The sequence below is a fragment of the Escherichia sp. HH26CH genome, from assembly GCF_009820205.1.
GTDB lineage: Bacteria > Pseudomonadota > Gammaproteobacteria > Enterobacterales > Enterobacteriaceae > Escherichia > Escherichia coli_F.
In genome coordinates this window covers 141,834-156,390 of the sequence record NZ_VNXM01000038.1, presented here as the reverse complement: position 1 = coordinate 156,390, position 14,557 = coordinate 141,834, and the positions used below count along the sequence as shown (strand labels likewise).

General features: G+C 52.1%; 15 protein-coding genes and 1 riboswitch. Of the genes, 5 read left to right on the top strand and 10 right to left on the bottom strand.

What is annotated here, in order from left to right; all coding sequences use genetic code 11:
• Positions 1-57 precede the first annotated feature (57 nt).
• The 4 genes from thiQ to sgrR form a co-directional block, all read right to left on the bottom strand.
• Entirely contained in the window at positions 58-756 is a 699-nt protein-coding gene (thiQ, locus tag FQ015_RS12685; protein ID WP_000916276.1) for a thiamine ABC transporter ATP-binding protein ThiQ, read from the bottom strand.
• Positions 740-2,350 carry a thiamine/thiamine pyrophosphate ABC transporter permease ThiP gene (thiP, locus tag FQ015_RS12680; RefSeq protein ID WP_160524117.1) on the bottom strand — a complete coding sequence of 537 codons (1,611 nt, stop codon included), beginning with the start codon at positions 2,348-2,350 and terminating at the stop codon, positions 740-742. The genes thiQ and thiP overlap by 17 nt, the downstream gene beginning before the upstream one ends.
• Positions 2,326-3,309 carry a thiamine ABC transporter substrate binding subunit gene (gene thiB / locus FQ015_RS12675; protein ID WP_160524116.1) on the bottom strand — a complete coding sequence of 328 codons (984 nt, stop codon included), beginning with the start codon at positions 3,307-3,309 and terminating at the stop codon, positions 2,326-2,328. The genes thiP and thiB overlap by 25 nt, the downstream gene beginning before the upstream one ends.
• Before the next feature lie 30 nt (positions 3,310-3,339).
• Positions 3,340-3,439, bottom strand: a riboswitch (TPP riboswitch).
• A gap of 33 nt (positions 3,440-3,472) precedes the next feature.
• Positions 3,473-5,128 carry a DNA-binding transcriptional regulator SgrR gene (gene sgrR, locus FQ015_RS12670; RefSeq protein ID WP_160524115.1) on the bottom strand — a complete coding sequence of 552 codons (1,656 nt, stop codon included), beginning with the start codon at positions 5,126-5,128 and terminating at the stop codon, positions 3,473-3,475.
• Positions 5,129-5,216: 88 nt separating this feature from the next.
• Here sgrR and sgrT point away from each other — a divergent pair, with 88 nt between their 5' ends.
• Entirely contained in the window at positions 5,217-5,348 is a 132-nt protein-coding gene (gene sgrT, locus FQ015_RS12665) for a glucose uptake inhibitor SgrT (protein ID WP_001248772.1), read from the top strand.
• 104 nt (positions 5,349-5,452) lie between these two features.
• Here sgrT and leuD read toward each other — a convergent pair whose 3' ends face one another.
• The 5 genes from leuD to leuL form a co-directional block, all read right to left on the bottom strand.
• Entirely contained in the window at positions 5,453-6,058 is a 606-nt protein-coding gene (gene leuD / locus FQ015_RS12660; RefSeq protein ID WP_000818231.1) for a 3-isopropylmalate dehydratase small subunit, read from the bottom strand.
• A 10-nt stretch (positions 6,059-6,068) separates the two neighbouring features.
• Positions 6,069-7,469: a 3-isopropylmalate dehydratase large subunit gene (gene leuC, locus FQ015_RS12655; protein ID WP_001140645.1), complete on the bottom strand. Its 1,401-nt coding sequence runs from the start codon at positions 7,467-7,469 to the stop codon at positions 6,069-6,071.
• A 2-nt stretch (positions 7,470-7,471) separates the two neighbouring features.
• Complete coding sequence (leuB, locus tag FQ015_RS12650; protein ID WP_000042368.1) at positions 7,472-8,563, bottom strand: 3-isopropylmalate dehydrogenase; 1,092 nt, start codon at positions 8,561-8,563, stop codon at positions 7,472-7,474.
• Complete coding sequence (leuA, locus tag FQ015_RS12645; protein WP_160524114.1) at positions 8,563-10,134, bottom strand: 2-isopropylmalate synthase; 1,572 nt, start codon at positions 10,132-10,134, stop codon at positions 8,563-8,565. Before leuA ends, leuB begins: the two co-directional genes overlap by 1 nt.
• 92 nt (positions 10,135-10,226) lie before the next feature.
• Entirely contained in the window at positions 10,227-10,313 is an 87-nt protein-coding gene (leuL, locus tag FQ015_RS12640; protein ID WP_001300467.1) for a leu operon leader peptide, read from the bottom strand.
• A gap of 658 nt (positions 10,314-10,971) precedes the next feature.
• Here leuL and leuO point away from each other — a divergent pair.
• Positions 10,972-11,916, top strand: a complete 945-nt coding sequence (gene leuO / locus FQ015_RS12635) for a transcriptional regulator LeuO (RefSeq protein ID WP_001361829.1) — start codon at positions 10,972-10,974, stop codon at positions 11,914-11,916.
• Between the two features lie 154 nt (positions 11,917-12,070).
• On the opposite strand, the gene FQ015_RS24615 is transcribed toward leuO, so the two are convergent.
• Positions 12,071-12,115 carry a hypothetical protein gene (locus tag FQ015_RS24615; protein ID WP_175565144.1) on the bottom strand — a complete coding sequence of 15 codons (45 nt, stop codon included), beginning with the start codon at positions 12,113-12,115 and terminating at the stop codon, positions 12,071-12,073.
• Positions 12,116-12,232: 117 nt separating this feature from the next.
• On the opposite strand from FQ015_RS24615, the gene ilvI reads away from it, so the two are divergent.
• Genes ilvI through FQ015_RS12620 form a run of 3 tightly spaced genes read left to right on the top strand, consistent with a single transcriptional unit; the run spans position 12,233 to position 14,549 of the window.
• Complete coding sequence (ilvI, locus tag FQ015_RS12630; protein WP_160524113.1) at positions 12,233-13,957, top strand: acetolactate synthase 3 large subunit; 1,725 nt, start codon at positions 12,233-12,235, stop codon at positions 13,955-13,957.
• Between the two features lie 2 nt (positions 13,958-13,959).
• Complete coding sequence (gene ilvN / locus FQ015_RS12625) at positions 13,960-14,451, top strand: acetolactate synthase small subunit (protein ID WP_001252744.1); 492 nt, start codon at positions 13,960-13,962, stop codon at positions 14,449-14,451.
• Positions 14,452-14,462: 11 nt separating this feature from the next.
• Positions 14,463-14,549 carry a hypothetical protein gene (locus FQ015_RS12620; protein ID WP_032160836.1) on the top strand — a complete coding sequence of 29 codons (87 nt, stop codon included), beginning with the start codon at positions 14,463-14,465 and terminating at the stop codon, positions 14,547-14,549.
• Positions 14,550-14,557: the final 8 nt, after the last annotated feature.

Below are 14,557 nucleotides of genomic sequence, written 5' to 3'. Positions count from 1 at the left end.
CAAAACGCACTGTCCGTAGGTCGGATAAGGCGTTCACGCCGCATCCGACAGTGCATACTAACCCGTAATCCCCAATATTGCCGAAGCACTCGCCTTACCGCTCAACAATTCTTCAGTCTTACCCTGCCAGGCGATGCGCCCGTCGGCGACCACCACCGAGCGTGTGGCGATCCGCGCCGCATCTTCCACACTGTGCGACACCATCAATAGCGTCATTTTTTGCTGCTGGCAGCTCGTGCTCACCAGCGTCAGCATCTCCTGACGTAACGCCGGATCGAGCGCAGAGAACGGTTCATCGAGCAATAAAATGGGCTGTTCGCGTACCAGACAACGCGCTAACGCCACTCGCTGACGCTGACCGCCGGAAAGCTCGCCCGGTAACCGCGCCATTAAATTATCAATCCCCATCTGACGGGCAATAGCGTGCATTTTCTCCTGCTGCGCCGCGTTCAGTTTCAAGCCTGGATTTAGCCCCAGCCCAATGTTCTGCGCGACCGTCAGGTGACTGAACAGGTTGTTCTCCTGAAACAGCATCGATACCGGACGGCGTGACGGCGGCGTAGTGGTGTGATCAATACCATCGATAGTCAGCGAACCGCTGGCTGGCGTCAGAAAACCGGCGATCAAATTTAGCAGGGTACTTTTACCCGCGCCGCTTGGCCCGAGGATCGCCACCTGCTCGCCGCGTTCCACCGTTAAGCTAAAACGCATCGGCAAATGGTGATAAAGCCAGGTGATATCAGTCAGTTTTAACATTTCGCCCCGGTAGTTTTTCAATCACGGTAAACAGCAGAAAACAGAGCAGCAGCAGAATTAACGCGGTCACCGCGCCGTCCTGGCTACGATAGGAGCCAATTTGCTGGTAGAGATAAAACGGCAGGGTACGGAAATCATCGTTACCGAACAACGCCACCACGCCAAAATCACCAATCGACAGTACACAGGCAAAGGCCAGCGCCTGCGCCAGTGGGCGTTTCAGGGCGCGCAGCTCCACTACTTTTAATCGTGACCAGCCTTCAATGCCCAGCGACTGACACAACATACTGTAACGCGCGGTGATATCGCGCATCGGGTTTTCCAGCACTTTCAGCGCATAAGGGATGGCCATTAACGCATTGGTGAAAATCACGATGCCGTCAGCAGATTGTGGCAGGCCGATGGTGTTGTTGAGCAGTAAAAAGAAGCCCGTTGCCAGCACAATCCCCGGCATAGCGAGGATCAACATGCCGCTCATCTCCAGCGCCTGGCCCGCCAGCATTTTTTGCCGTGCCCGCAGTTCGCGACTGCTCCATAGCAGCATCATGGTCAGCACCACGCACAATACGCCTGCCGCCAGCGCAATACGCAACGAGGTCCACAGCGCCTGCCACAGCACCGGTTGTGCCAGCACCTCTGGCAACTGGCGATTTACCCCATCGACAATCACCGCCAGTAACGGTGGCAGCAACAGCAGCAGCGCCAGCACAATTAACACCGTGTCGCAAATGCGGCTATGCAGACGGTCGTCCGGGTCGTGCCAGCCTTGCAGCAGCGTGGTGCCGGGCGCAATGGCTTTACTTAGTCGCTGACTCAACAGCACCAGCCCAAGGCAACATATCATCTGGATCAGCGCCAGCATCGCCGCGCGGGCGGGATCGTAGTCGTAACTCAACGCCTGATAGATTGCCAGCTCGATAGTGGTCGCCTGCGGACCGCCGCCCAGCGATAGCACGGTGGCGAAGCTGGCGAAACAGAGCATAAAGATAAGCGCGGCAACCGGCGGGATTTGACGCCGTAACCACGGCCATTCGACGAAGCGGAAAAAATGCCAGCCGCGCATCCCAAGCTGGGCGGCAAGCTGACGTTGTTCGCCGGGAATGTTTTCCAGTGCCTGGAGTAATAAGCGGCTCGCCATCGGCAGATTAAAAAATACGTGCGCCAGCAAAATACCTTGCAGGCCGTAGGGCGAAAAGGTCCACTCCAGACCGAGCGATTGGCAGAGTGATGCCAGCCAGCCCTGGCGACCATAGACGCTAAGAATGCCGAAAACAGCAACCAGCACCGGGAGGATCAAGGTCATTGCGCACAGACGCAACAGCGCCAGCCGCCCCGGAAAGCGCCTGCGATAGAGGGCGCGGGCAAGGAATATTGCGGGCACGACAGAGATCAGCGCCGAGAGAAACGCCTGCCAGAAGGAAAAGCGCACCACATGCCACAGGTAGCTGTCCTGCCAGATTGCCACCCAGTCACCCTGCGGCGCGTTCCACCACAGGGCGAGAAATGCCGCCAGTGCAACCGCCACCACAAGCGTAGCGGCGCTTACGCCTGGAATTAACCAGCCGGGAATTAACGGCTGACGGCGCGTTGCCATTCGCTAATCCATGCCTGACGTTGTGCCGCCACCTCGGCTGGCGTGAACTCCAGCGTGGTTGCCGGTTTGGTCAGTTGTTCAAAACCGGCAGGCAGCGTGACGTTTGCCACCGGATACATCCAGTTGCCGGTTGGGATCGCATTCTGAAAAGCCGGAGAAACCATAAACTGGAGGAATTTTTGCGCCAGCTCCGGCTGTTTGCTGGCAGCGGTGCGGGCGGCGACTTCCACTTGCAAATAGTGACCTTCGCTGAAGTTCGCGGCGGCGTAGTTATCTTTCTTCTCTTCGAGAATGTGATAAGCCGGAGAGGTGGTGTAACTCAGTACCAGATCGCTTTCGCCTTTTAAAAACAGGCCGTAGGCTTCGCTCCAGCCTTTGGTGACCGTGACCGTTTTCTTCGCCAGTTTCTGCCAGGCTTGCGGGGCGTCATCGCCATAGACTTTTTGCATCCACAACAGCAGACCCAGCCCCGGCGTGCTGGTGCGCGGATCCTGATAAATCACCCGCCAGTTTTGATCGCTTTCAACCAATTCTTTCAGGCTTTGCGGCGGATTTTTCAGTTTGTTCTTGTCATAGACGAAGGCGAAATAGCCGTAATCAAACGGGACGAAAGTGTCATTATTCCAGCCGCCGGGAACGTTAACGGCATCCGCTGCCACACCGCTTTTAGCAAACAGCCCGGTTTTGCTGGCGGCATCTAACAGATTGTTATCCAGCCCCAGCACCACATCGGCTTTACTGTTTTTGCCTTCCATCCGCAGACGGTTGAGAAGCGAAACGCCATCTTCCAGCGCCACCAGTTTCAGTTCGCAATTACAGTCGGCTTCAAAGGCTTTTTTCACCACCGGACCTGGCCCCCAGTCGGCGGCGAAGGAATCGTAGGTATAAACAGTCAGAACGGGTTTAGCGAAAGCGGGTGCTGTACAGAGCAACAGCAGGGGAAGATATTTTTTTAACACTTTGCACCTCAAAGAAGAGTGGCAAAGGACTTGAGAAGGAGCCTCAAATCCCTTCGCCGGCGTTATCCGGATCAGGTTCGACGGGTATTTTCTCAGCGCACGCGGCAGCGTGGCACCCCGTTGAGAACGGCGTTAGTGTAGTGATTTTGTTATCAACCAGCAATCATGGATCCGGCGGCGCAAACCACGCGGATTTAAAATCGAACCAGCCGAGGGTGTTCATACGCAGACCGCGCATACTGCGTTGCCCCTGAATGATCAGCCAGTGGTGGATAAGTGGCACCATTGCTTTACTGGCGACCAGTTGCTGGCACCAGTTCGCCAGATTCATTTCGCCATTGCGCCAGCGGGCGGCGTCGGCTTGCCAGTCGATCGGAATACAGTGTTGGAGCAGCGGCACCTCGCACAAGTGCGCGAACAGCGAAAAATCCAGCGGCAGCGTAAAGTTGGCGCTGTTAAGCCAGATGTCACTTTCGATCTCTCCTTCGTGCCACTGATCGTAGCTGATCTCTTTAATTTTCAGTGTGACCTGATAACTTGCCAGAATCTGCTTCATGATCCCGGCAATCACTCGATGCTCAATATGATCCTGATAAAAAGTCAGGATGAGGCTTTCCAGCCCGGCAGGTTTTTCGCACTGCGTCGGGCGGGCATGATGCCAGCGGGGGAGCAGTCCATAAGCCGGAAACCACAGTTGCTGGTATTGTTCCTCGGCGAAATAGACCAGATTAGTTGGAGAAAGCACATAACTTACCCAGTCCCTGACTTGCTGATTCGCCCCACGGTGGGTGCGGCTGTCGAACAGTAAATAGTAGCAACCTTCCTCCAGCCGACTTTCAATCTCTTTTTCCTCGCCCTGCGGCCCTTTTAGCATCAGACCGCCGGCTGGCTCGTCGGCAATTTCTGGCAGAACCCAGACATTTACTTCGTCGATTAATGCGCGATAACCGAAGAAGTCATCGAATGCCTGAATTTTCAGTTGATTGGTGCTGTTGCGGATCACCGCATACGGACCGGTGCCGATGGGATGGCTGGCAAAGTTACTGAGGGTTTCCCATTCTCGTGGCAGGATCATCGCCGGAACTTGTCCCAACAGTAACGGCAACCAGCGGTCTGGTTGCGTGAGATGGATATCTAACGTCCAGGGTGTCGGCGACACAATTTCAGCAATATGTGAATAGAGTGGCAGCGTATTGATTCGTTTTAAAGAGGCGATCACATCGTCCATTTCCAGTTCACGACCATGATGAAAATGGACTCCTGGACGCAAAAAGAAGCGCCAGTGAAGCGGTGATATTTGCTGCCAGTGGTGGGCGATGTCTGCTTCCAGTTCCCCATTTTCCTCATTTATGCGCGTTAGCGAACTGAAGATTTGCCGGGCGATATGGGTTTCGGAACGGCGCAATGCACTGCCGGGCAGCAGATTGCGCAACGGACGATAGTAGAGAACGCGCAGGATGTGCCGCCCCTGGCGGAAGCTGCGTCCCAAATGAGAAACCAACATTTGCCGCACAGCCGCTTTGTCGCCAACCAGTTGCACCAACTGATCGATACGATCCTGCTCCAGTAAGTCTTCCGCCCGCTGTTGCTGAAGCGCCAGCCCGGTATAGAGGAATGTTAAACGTGAGCGTTTACCGCGCCCGACCTCCGCTTCCCATGTCAGCCAGCCGCGATCCTGCATGGTATTGAGCAGGGTGCGCATATGACGACGGGAGCAGCTCAGTAACGCTGCCAGTTCGTTGAGCGTCGTGTCCTGCGATTTACCCTCGCAGCATTGCCACAGGCGGATGAACTGTTGTTGCAGACGAGCGGATGGCATAAAAGGGGAACTCCTGTGCAAAAGACAGCAATTTTATTTTCCCTATATTAAGTCAATAATTCCTAACGATGAAGCAAGGAGGTGCCCCATGCGTCAGTTTTATCAGCACTATTTTACCGCGACAGCGACGTTGTGCTGGTTGCGTTGGTTAAGCGTCCCACAACGATTAACTATGCTTGAAGAACTGATGCAGTGGGAGGGGAGTCATTCTGACTACTGATTTGCGGACATCATGTGTGACTGAGTATTGGTGTTAATCGCCACGCCAGCAGTGATTATCTGCTGGCTTTTTTTTTGGCGATTGAGTGCGGGACGGTGTACAAACTAACGCATAAACGCCGGTTGCTTCTCTTCATAAGACGCAATTGCGTCGTCGTGCTGCAGAGTCAGGCCGATGCTGTCCAGACCGTTCATCATGCAGTGGCGGCGGAAGGCATCGATGGTAAAGCGATAAGTTTTCTCTCCCGCTTTCACCTCTTGCGCTTCCAGGTCCACATCAAAATGAATCCCCGGATTGGCTTTCACCAGCGCAAACAGTTCGTCCACTTCTGCATCGCTTAATTTCACCGGCAGCAGCTGGTTGTTAAAGCTGTTGCCGTAGAAGATGTCAGCAAAACTCGGTGCAATCACCACCTTAAAACCGTAATCGGTCAATGCCCACGGCGCGTGCTCACGCGAGGAACCGCAGCCGAAGTTTTCTCGTGCCAGCAAAATGGAAGCACCCTGATACTGCGGGAAGTTCAGCACGAAGTCCGGGTTTGGCTGTTGGCCTTTTTCATCCAGAAAACGCCAGTCGTTAAACAGATGCGCGCCAAAACCAGTGCGCGTCACTTTCTGCAAAAACTGTTTCGGGATGATTGCATCGGTATCGACATTGGCGGCATCCAGCGGAACCACCAGGCCTGTGTGTTTGATAAATTTCTCTGCCATGGTGTGCTCCTTATTTAATGTTGCGAATGTCGGCGAAATGTCCGGTCACAGCAGCAGCGGCAGCCATTGCCGGGCTGACCAGATGCGTGCGCCCGCCGCGCCCCTGGCGGCCTTCAAAGTTACGGTTGCTGGTGGAGGCACAACGCTCGCCCGGATTCAGGCGGTCGTTGTTCATCGCCAGACACATTGAGCAGCCTGGCAAGCGCCATTCAAAACCGGCTTCGATAAAGATTTTGTCCAGACCTTCCGCTTCCGCCTGGGCTTTTACCGGACCAGAGCCGGGAACCACCAGTGCCTGCACGCCCGGCGCGACTTTCCGGCCTTTGGCGATTTCTGCCGCTGCGCGTAAATCTTCAATGCGCGAGTTGGTGCAGGAACCGATAAACACTTTGTCGATAGCCACTTCGGTCAGCGGAATACCCGGTTTCAGCCCCATATAGGCCAGCGCTTTTTCTGCCGACGCGCGTTCAACTGGATCGGCAAACGAAGCCGGATCGGGAATGTTGTCGTTCACGGAGATCACCTGACCGGGGTTAGTTCCCCATGTTACCTGCGGGGCGATCTCTTCTGCTTGCAGAGTGACAACGGTATCGAAAGTTGCGCCTTCGTCGGTTTGCAGAGTTTTCCAGTAGGCAACGGCGTCGTCGAAATCTTTACCTTTCGGCGCATGCAGACGGCCTTTAACATAGTTAAAGGTGGTTTCGTCCGGCGCAACCAGACCGGCTTTTGCGCCCATTTCGATTGCCATGTTGCACAGGGTCATACGACCTTCCATGCTTAAATCACGGATTGCTTCGCCGCAAAACTCCACCACATGCCCGGTACCGCCAGCGCTGCCGGTTTTACCTATAATCGCCAGCACAATATCTTTCGCGGTAATGCCCGGCGCAGCTTTGCCCTGGACTTCAATTTTCATGGTTTTCGCGCGCCCCTGTTTCAGGGTCTGCGTTGCCAGTACGTGTTCGACCTCGGATGTACCGATACCAAAGGCCAGTGCACCAAACGCCCCGTGGGTGGCGGTATGTGAGTCGCCGCAGACAATGGTCATTCCTGGTAAGGTGACGCCCTGTTCCGGCCCCATTACGTGGACAATCCCCTGATACGGGTGATTCAGGTCATACAGCTCGACGCCAAACTCTTTGCAGTTTTTGATCAGCTCCTGCATCTGGATGCGCGCCATCTCACCGCAGGCATTAATGTCTTTAGTCTGAGTCGAGACGTTGTGATCCATGGTGGCGAAGGTTTTCCCCGGCTGACGTACCGGGCGACCGTGGGCGCGCAGACCATCGAACGCCTGCGGTGAGGTCACTTCATGTACCAGATGACGGTCGATATATAACAGCGGGGTTTCGTTTTCGGCTTCGTACACTACGTGAGCGTCGAATAATTTTTCGTATAACGTCTTAGCCATGATTACACCCCTTCTGCCACATAGCGGGCAATGATATCGCCCATTTCATCGGTACTAACGGCGGCAGCGCCACGGGCTAAATCCCCGGTGCGAATGCCTTCTTCTAACGCGCGGTTAATGGCGCGTTCAATGGCGGAAGCCGCATCATCGGCATCCAGGCTGTAACGCAGCAGCAGCGCCAGCGACAGAATTTGTGCAATCGGGTTGGCGATGTTTTTGCCTGCGATATCGGGTGCCGAGCCGCCCGCCGGTTCATACAGACCAAAACCTTGCTCGTTCAGGCTGGCGGAAGGCAACATGCCCATCGAGCCTGTGATCATCGCGCATTCATCAGACAGAATGTCGCCAAACAGGTTGGAGCACAGCAGTACGTCAAACTGCGACGGATCTTTAATCAGCTGCATGGTAGCGTTGTCGATGTACATATGCGCCAGTTCGACATCCGGATACTCCGTGGCGATCTCGTTAACAATCTCCCGCCATAAAATAGAGGATTGCAGCACATTGGCTTTGTCGATTGAGGTGACTTTGCGACGACGCTTGCGGGCAGATTCAAACGCGATACGGGCAATGCGCTCGATCTCAAAACGGTGATACACCTCGGTATCAAACGCTTTTTCATATTGTCCGCTACCTTCGCGGCCTTTTGGTTGACCGAAATAGATGCCACCGGTCAGTTCGCGCACGCACAGGATGTCGAAGCCGTTAGCGGCAATGTCAGCACGCAGCGGACAGAATGCTTCCAGCCCCTGATACAGTTTTGCCGGACGCAGGTTGCTGAATAATTTGAAGTGCTTACGCAAAGGCAACAGCGCGCCGCGTTCTGGTTGCTGGTCTGGCGGCAAATGTTCCCATTTCGGGCCGCCCACCGAGCCAAACAGCACGGCATCGGCTTGCTCACAACCTTCAACCGTCGCAGGCGGCAGCGGCTGCCCGTGGTTATCAATGGCTGCGCCGCCTACATCGTAATGGCTGGTGGTGATACGCATCGCAAAGCGGTTACGCACGGCATCCAGCACTTTCAGTGCCTGGGTCATCACTTCCGGCCCGATCCCATCTCCGGGTAAAACGGCAATATGGTAATTCTTCGACATCACACGGTTTCCTTGTTGTTTTCGTTGTGTTGAGCTTTGCGTTGCAACTCTTTTTCGACTTCTGCGGCGCGCCAGATATTGTTCAGTACGTGCACCATGGCTTTGGCGGAGGACTCGACAATATCGGTGGCCAGGCCGACGCCGTGGAAGCGGCGACCGTTGTAGTTAGCGACGATATCCACCTGACCCAGCGCATCTTTACCGTGGCCTTTGGCGGTCAGGCTGTATTTCACCAGTTCGACGTTATAGTCAGTGATGCGGTTAATCGCCTGATAGACGGCATCGACCGGACCATTACCGTTGGCAGCTTCCGCTTTAACTTCCTCGCCACAGGCCAGTTTGACGGCGGCAGTGGCAATATCGTTAGAACCAGACTGCACGCTGAAGTAATCCAGACGGAAATGCTCCGGCTCTTCTTGCTGCTTACCGATGAAGGCCAGCGCCTCCAGATCGTAATCAAACACCTGACCTTTTTTGTCCGCCAGCTTCAGGAAGGCATCGTACAAATTGTCTAAATTATATTCACTTTCTTTATACCCCATCTCATCCATGCGGTGTTTTACTGCCGCACGACCGGAACGAGAGGTCAGATTCAGCTGGATTTGGTTCAGACCAATAGATTCTGGTGTCATGATTTCGTAGTTTTCGCGGTTTTTCAGCACGCCATCCTGGTGGATACCGGAGGAGTGTGCGAATGCGCCGCTGCCAACAATGGCTTTGTTTGCCGGGATCGGCATATTACAAATCTGGCTAACTAACTGGCTGGTGCGCCATATTTCCTGGTGATTAATGGCGGTATGAACGTTAAGAATATCCTTACGAACTTTGATCGCCATGATCACTTCTTCCAGCGAACAGTTACCGGCTCGCTCGCCGATCCCATTCATTGCACCTTCCACCTGGCGCGCTCCGGCATGTACCGCCGCCAGTGAGTTGCCAACTGCCAGGCCTAAATCGTCGTGGGTATGTACGGAGATAATGGCTTTGTCGATGTTAGGTACGCGTTCATACAGGCCGCTGATGATTCCGGCGAACTCAAATGGCATGGTGTAGCCCACGGTGTCCGGAATGTTGATGGTGGTGGCACCGGCATTAATCGCCGCTTCCACCACGCGCGCCAGATCGGCAATGGGTGTGCGTCCGGCATCTTCGCAAGAAAATTCAACATCATCGGTGTAATTACGGGCGCGTTTCACCATATAGATAGCGCGTTCGATCACTTCGTCCAGCGTGCTGCGCAGCTTGGTGGCGATGTGCATTGGCGAAGTGGCAATAAAGGTATGGATACGGAAGGCTTCGGCAAATTTCAGAGATTCAGCTGCCACGTCGATATCCTTTTCCACGCAGCGAGCTAACGCACATACGCGGCTGTTTTTGACCTGGCGGGCGATGGTCTGCACCGATTCGAAATCGCCCGGCGAAGAGACGGGGAAACCGACTTCCATCACGTCAACACCCATACGCTCAAGGGCCAGCGCAATTTGCAGTTTTTCTTTCACACTCAAGCTTGCCTGTAACGCCTGTTCACCGTCGCGCAATGTGGTATCGAAAATAATGACTTGCTGGCTCATGGTTTGGGTCCTTGTCTCTTTTTGAGCGCCTCGCTTCGGGCATAAAAAAACCCGCGCAATGGCGCGGGTTTTTTGTTTGACTGCGTGCTGGCTTAATGCTGAATGCCGCTCACTCGTCTACCGCGCAAAGAAGATGCGTTTAGTAGTAGTAGACCGATAAAGCGAACGATGTGTGTCATTAAATCAGCTCCAGATGAATGCGATATGCTTTTAGAGTTACTGGATACAAAAACGGATGTCAACCCTGACGCAACAAAAACGTTCCGCCAGAGTGAGTTCTGCATTCGTCAAATTAGCTAATTGTGCTGCGGTGGTTAAAACAAGCGATATTAATTTCTGCTTAACCACCGACGCTTTTCATCGGTTGACATATTTCAGAATAAATTTTTGCATCTAATTAACGAGGAAAAGGGGGATAAAATGCACGCGTTACAAAACCTATCTTGATGATTTGTATTGAATTATATGTTTTGCTAATTTTTTGATATTCATTTGGTGAATATTATTGTTCGATTAATGTTAAGAATTAATGCATTAAACATATAAATTAATTATTAAAAAAGCACATTTAATCCATTTTGTGGATGATTGAGTATTCGCGGTAGCTATGATTAGATTGTTTTCGCAACAAAAACATTATGGATTATTATGCTGCGGTAAATGACTCTTTACTCGGCAATGGGTTCTGTTTTTATAAGAACCCGTATCTTTATGTTTTCCTAATTTTTCTCATTTTCCTTTTTCTTATTTTATATGCATGATAAATCATATTCTCGAGGATTATTTCTCTGCATTCCAATAAGGGAAAGGGAGTTAAGTGTGACAGTGGAGTTAAGTATGCCAGAGGTACAAACAGATCAACCAGAGACGGCGGAGTTAAGCAAGCCACAACTACGCATGGTCGATCTCAACTTATTAACCGTTTTCGATGCCGTGATGCAGGAGCAAAACATCACCCGTGCCGCTCATGTTCTGGGGATGTCGCAACCTGCGGTCAGTAACGCGGTTGCACGCCTGAAGGTGATGTTTAATGACGAGCTTTTTGTTCGTTATGGCCGTGGCATTCAACCGACTGCTCGCGCATTTCAACTTTTTGGTTCAGTTCGTCAGGCATTGCAATTAGTACAAAATGAATTGCCAGGTTCAGGTTTTGAACCCGCGAGCAGTGAACGTGTATTTCATCTTTGTGTTTGCAGTCCGTTAGACAGCATTCTGACCTCGCAGATTTATAATCACATTGAGCAAACTGCGCCAAATATACATGTTATGTTCAAGTCTTCATTAAATCAGAACACTGAACATCAGCTGCGTTATCAGGAAACGGAGTTTGTGATTAGTTATGAAGACTTCCATCGTCCTGAATTTACCAGTGTGCCATTATTTAAAGATGAAATGGTGCTGGTAGCCAGCAAAAATCATCCAACAATTAAAGGCCCGTTACTGAAACATGATGTTTATAACGAACAACATGCGGCAGTTTCGCTCGATCGTTTCGCGTCATTTAGTCAACCGTGGTATGACACGGTAGATAAACAAGCCAGTATCGCGTATCAGGGCATGGCAATGATGAGTGTACTGAGCGTGGTGTCGCAAACGCATCTGGTCGCTATTGCGCCGCGTTGGCTGGCTGAAGAGTTCGCTGAATCTTTAGAGTTACAGGTATTACCGCTGCCATTAAAACAAAATAGCAGAACCTGTTATCTCTCCTGGCATGAAGCTGCCGGGCGCGACAAAGGCCATCAGTGGATGGAAGAGCAATTAGTCTCAATTTGCAAACGCTAACTGAATGCAGAATAGGTCAGATATTGATTACTGATTTATTCTGTATTTTTTATTGAATATAGAATTTTATTCTGAATGTGTGAGTTCACTATTTTAGGATTAATTAAAAAAATAGAGAAATTGCTGTAAGTTGTGGGATTTAGCCGATTTATTATCAATTTAATCCTCCGTAATGGAGGATTTTATCGTTTCTTTTCACCTTTCCTCCTGTTTATTCTTATTACCTCGTATTTATGTCTCTGGCTACCAATTGCTTAAGCAAGATCGGGCGGTTAATGTGTTTTACACATTTTTCCGTTAAACAGTGAGGCAGGCCATGGAGATGTTGTCTGGAGCCGAGATGGTCGTCCGATCGCTTATCGATCAGGGCGTTAAACAAGTATTCGGTTATCCCGGAGGCGCGGTCCTTGATATTTACGATGCATTGCATACCGTGGGTGGTATCGATCATGTATTAGTTCGTCATGAGCAGGCGGCGGTGCATATGGCCGATGGTCTGGCACGCGCGACCGGGGAAGTCGGCGTCGTGCTGGTAACATCGGGGCCAGGGGCGACCAATGCGATTACTGGCATTGCCACCGCTTATATGGATTCCATTCCATTAGTTGTCCTTTCCGGGCAGGTAGCGACCTCGTTGATAGGTTATGATGCCTTTCAGGAGTGCGACATGGTGGGAATTTCCCGCCCAGTGGTGAAGCACAGTTTTCTGGTTAAGCAAACGGAAGACATTCCGCAGGTGCTGAAAAAGGCTTTTTGGCTGGCGGCAAGTGGTCGCCCTGGACCAGTGGTCGTTGATTTACCGAAAGATATTCTTAATCCTGCGAACAAATTACCCTACGTCTGGCCGGAGTCGGTCAGTATGCGATCTTACAATCCCACGACCTCCGGACATAAAGGGCAAATTAAGCGCGCTCTGCAAACGCTGGTGGCGGCAAAAAAACCGGTTGTGTATGTAGGCGGTGGGGCAATCACGGCGGGCTGCCATCAGCAGTTGAAAGACACGGTGGAGGCGTTGAATCTGCCCGTTGTTTCCTCATTAATGGGGCTGGGGGCGTTTCCGGCAACGCATCGTCAGGCACTGGGCATGCTGGGAATGCACGGCACCTACGAAGCCAATATGACGATGCATAACGCGGATGTGATTTTTGCCGTCGGGGTACGTTTTGATGACCGAACGACGAACAATCTTGCGAAGTACTGCCCAAATGCCACGGTTCTGCATATCGATATTGATCCTACTTCCATTTCTAAAACTGTGACTGCTGATATCCCGATTGTTGGAGATGCCCGCCAGGTCCTCGAACAAATACTTGAACTCCTGTCGCAAGAATCCGCCCATCAACCGCTGGATGAGATCCGCGATTGGTGGCAGCAGATTGAACTGTGGCGTGCTCGTCAGTGCCTGAAATACGATATTCACAGTGAAAAGATTAAACCGCAGGCGGTTATCGAGACTCTTTGGCGGCTGACGAAGGGGGACGCTTACGTGACGTCTGATGTCGGGCAGCACCAGATGTTCGCCGCACTTTATTATCCTTTCGACAAACCGCGTCGCTGGATTAACTCTGGTGGCCTCGGCACGATGGGGTTTGGTTTACCTGCGGCACTGGGTGTCAAAATGGCGCTGCCAGAAGAAACCGTGGTTTGCGTCACTGGTGACGGCAGTATTCAGATGAACATTCAGGAACTGTCAACCGCCTTGCAATACGAGTTGCCGGTATTGGTGGTGAATCTCAATAATCGCTATCTGGGGATGGTGAAGCAGTGGCAGGACATGATCTATTCCGGCCGTCATTCACAATCTTATATGCAATCGCTACCCGATTTCGTCCGTCTGGCGGAAGCCTATGGGCATGTTGGGATCCAGATTTCTCATCCGCAAGAGCTGGAAAGCAAACTTAGCGAGGCGCTGGAACAGGTGCGCAATAATCGTCTGGTGTTTGTTGATGTTACCGTCGATGGCAGTGAGCACGTCTACCCGATGCAGATTCGCGGGGGCGGAATGGATGAAATGTGGTTAAGCAAAACGGAGAGAACCTGATTATGCGCCGGATATTATCAGTCTTACTCGAAAATGAATCAGGCGCGTTATCCCGCGTGATTGGCCTTTTTTCCCAACGTGGCTACAACATTGAAAGCCTGACCGTTGCGCCCACCGACGATCCGACATTATCGCGTATGACCATCCAGACCGTGGGCGATGAAAAAGTGCTTGAGCAGATCGAAAAGCAATTACACAAACTGGTCGATGTCTTGCGCGTGAGCGAGCTGGGGCAGGGGGCGCACGTCGAGCGGGAAATTATGCTGGTGAAAATTCAGGCCAGCGGCTACGGACGTGACGAAGTGAAGCGCAATACGGAAATATTTCGTGGGCAAATCATCGATGTCACGCCATCGCTTTACACCGTCCAACTGGCAGGCACCAGCGATAAGCTTGATGCATTTTTAGCATCGATTCGCGATGTGGCGAAAATTGTGGAAGTTGCTCGCTCTGGTGTAGTTGGACTTTCGCGCGGCGATAAAATAATGCGTTGAGAATGATCTCAATGCGCAATTTGCAGCCCAACATGTCACGTTGGGCTTTTTTTGCGAATTCAGTGGGAACATGGAATAAAAGCAGTTGCCGCAGTTAATTTTCTGC

Bases quoted from the DNA above. Each gene is read 5' to 3' on its own strand.
- leuB (WP_000042368.1), bottom strand. From the start codon at position 8,563: ATGTCGAAGAATTACCATATTGCCGTTTTACCCGGAGATGGGATCGGG.
- leuO (WP_001361829.1), top strand. From the start codon at position 10,972: ATGCCAGAGGTACAAACAGATCAACCAGAGACGGCGGAGTTAAGCAAG.
- thiP (WP_160524117.1), bottom strand. From the start codon at position 2,350: ATGGCAACGCGCCGTCAGCCGTTAATTCCCGGCTGGTTAATTCCAGGC.
- ilvN (WP_001252744.1), top strand. From the start codon at position 13,960: ATGCGCCGGATATTATCAGTCTTACTCGAAAATGAATCAGGCGCGTTA.
- leuA (WP_160524114.1), bottom strand. From the start codon at position 10,134: ATGAGCCAGCAAGTCATTATTTTCGATACCACATTGCGCGACGGTGAA.
- leuL (WP_001300467.1), bottom strand. From the start codon at position 10,313: ATGACACACATCGTTCGCTTTATCGGTCTACTACTACTAAACGCATCT.
- leuC (WP_001140645.1), bottom strand. From the start codon at position 7,469: ATGGCTAAGACGTTATACGAAAAATTATTCGACGCTCACGTAGTGTAC.
- ilvI (WP_160524113.1), top strand. From the start codon at position 12,233: ATGGAGATGTTGTCTGGAGCCGAGATGGTCGTCCGATCGCTTATCGAT.
- sgrT (WP_001248772.1), top strand. From the start codon at position 5,217: ATGCGTCAGTTTTATCAGCACTATTTTACCGCGACAGCGACGTTGTGC.
- thiQ (WP_000916276.1), bottom strand. From the start codon at position 756: ATGTTAAAACTGACTGATATCACCTGGCTTTATCACCATTTGCCGATG.
- FQ015_RS12620 (WP_032160836.1), top strand. From the start codon at position 14,463: ATGCGCAATTTGCAGCCCAACATGTCACGTTGGGCTTTTTTTGCGAAT.
- leuD (WP_000818231.1), bottom strand. From the start codon at position 6,058: ATGGCAGAGAAATTTATCAAACACACAGGCCTGGTGGTTCCGCTGGAT.
- sgrR (WP_160524115.1), bottom strand. From the start codon at position 5,128: ATGCCATCCGCTCGTCTGCAACAACAGTTCATCCGCCTGTGGCAATGC.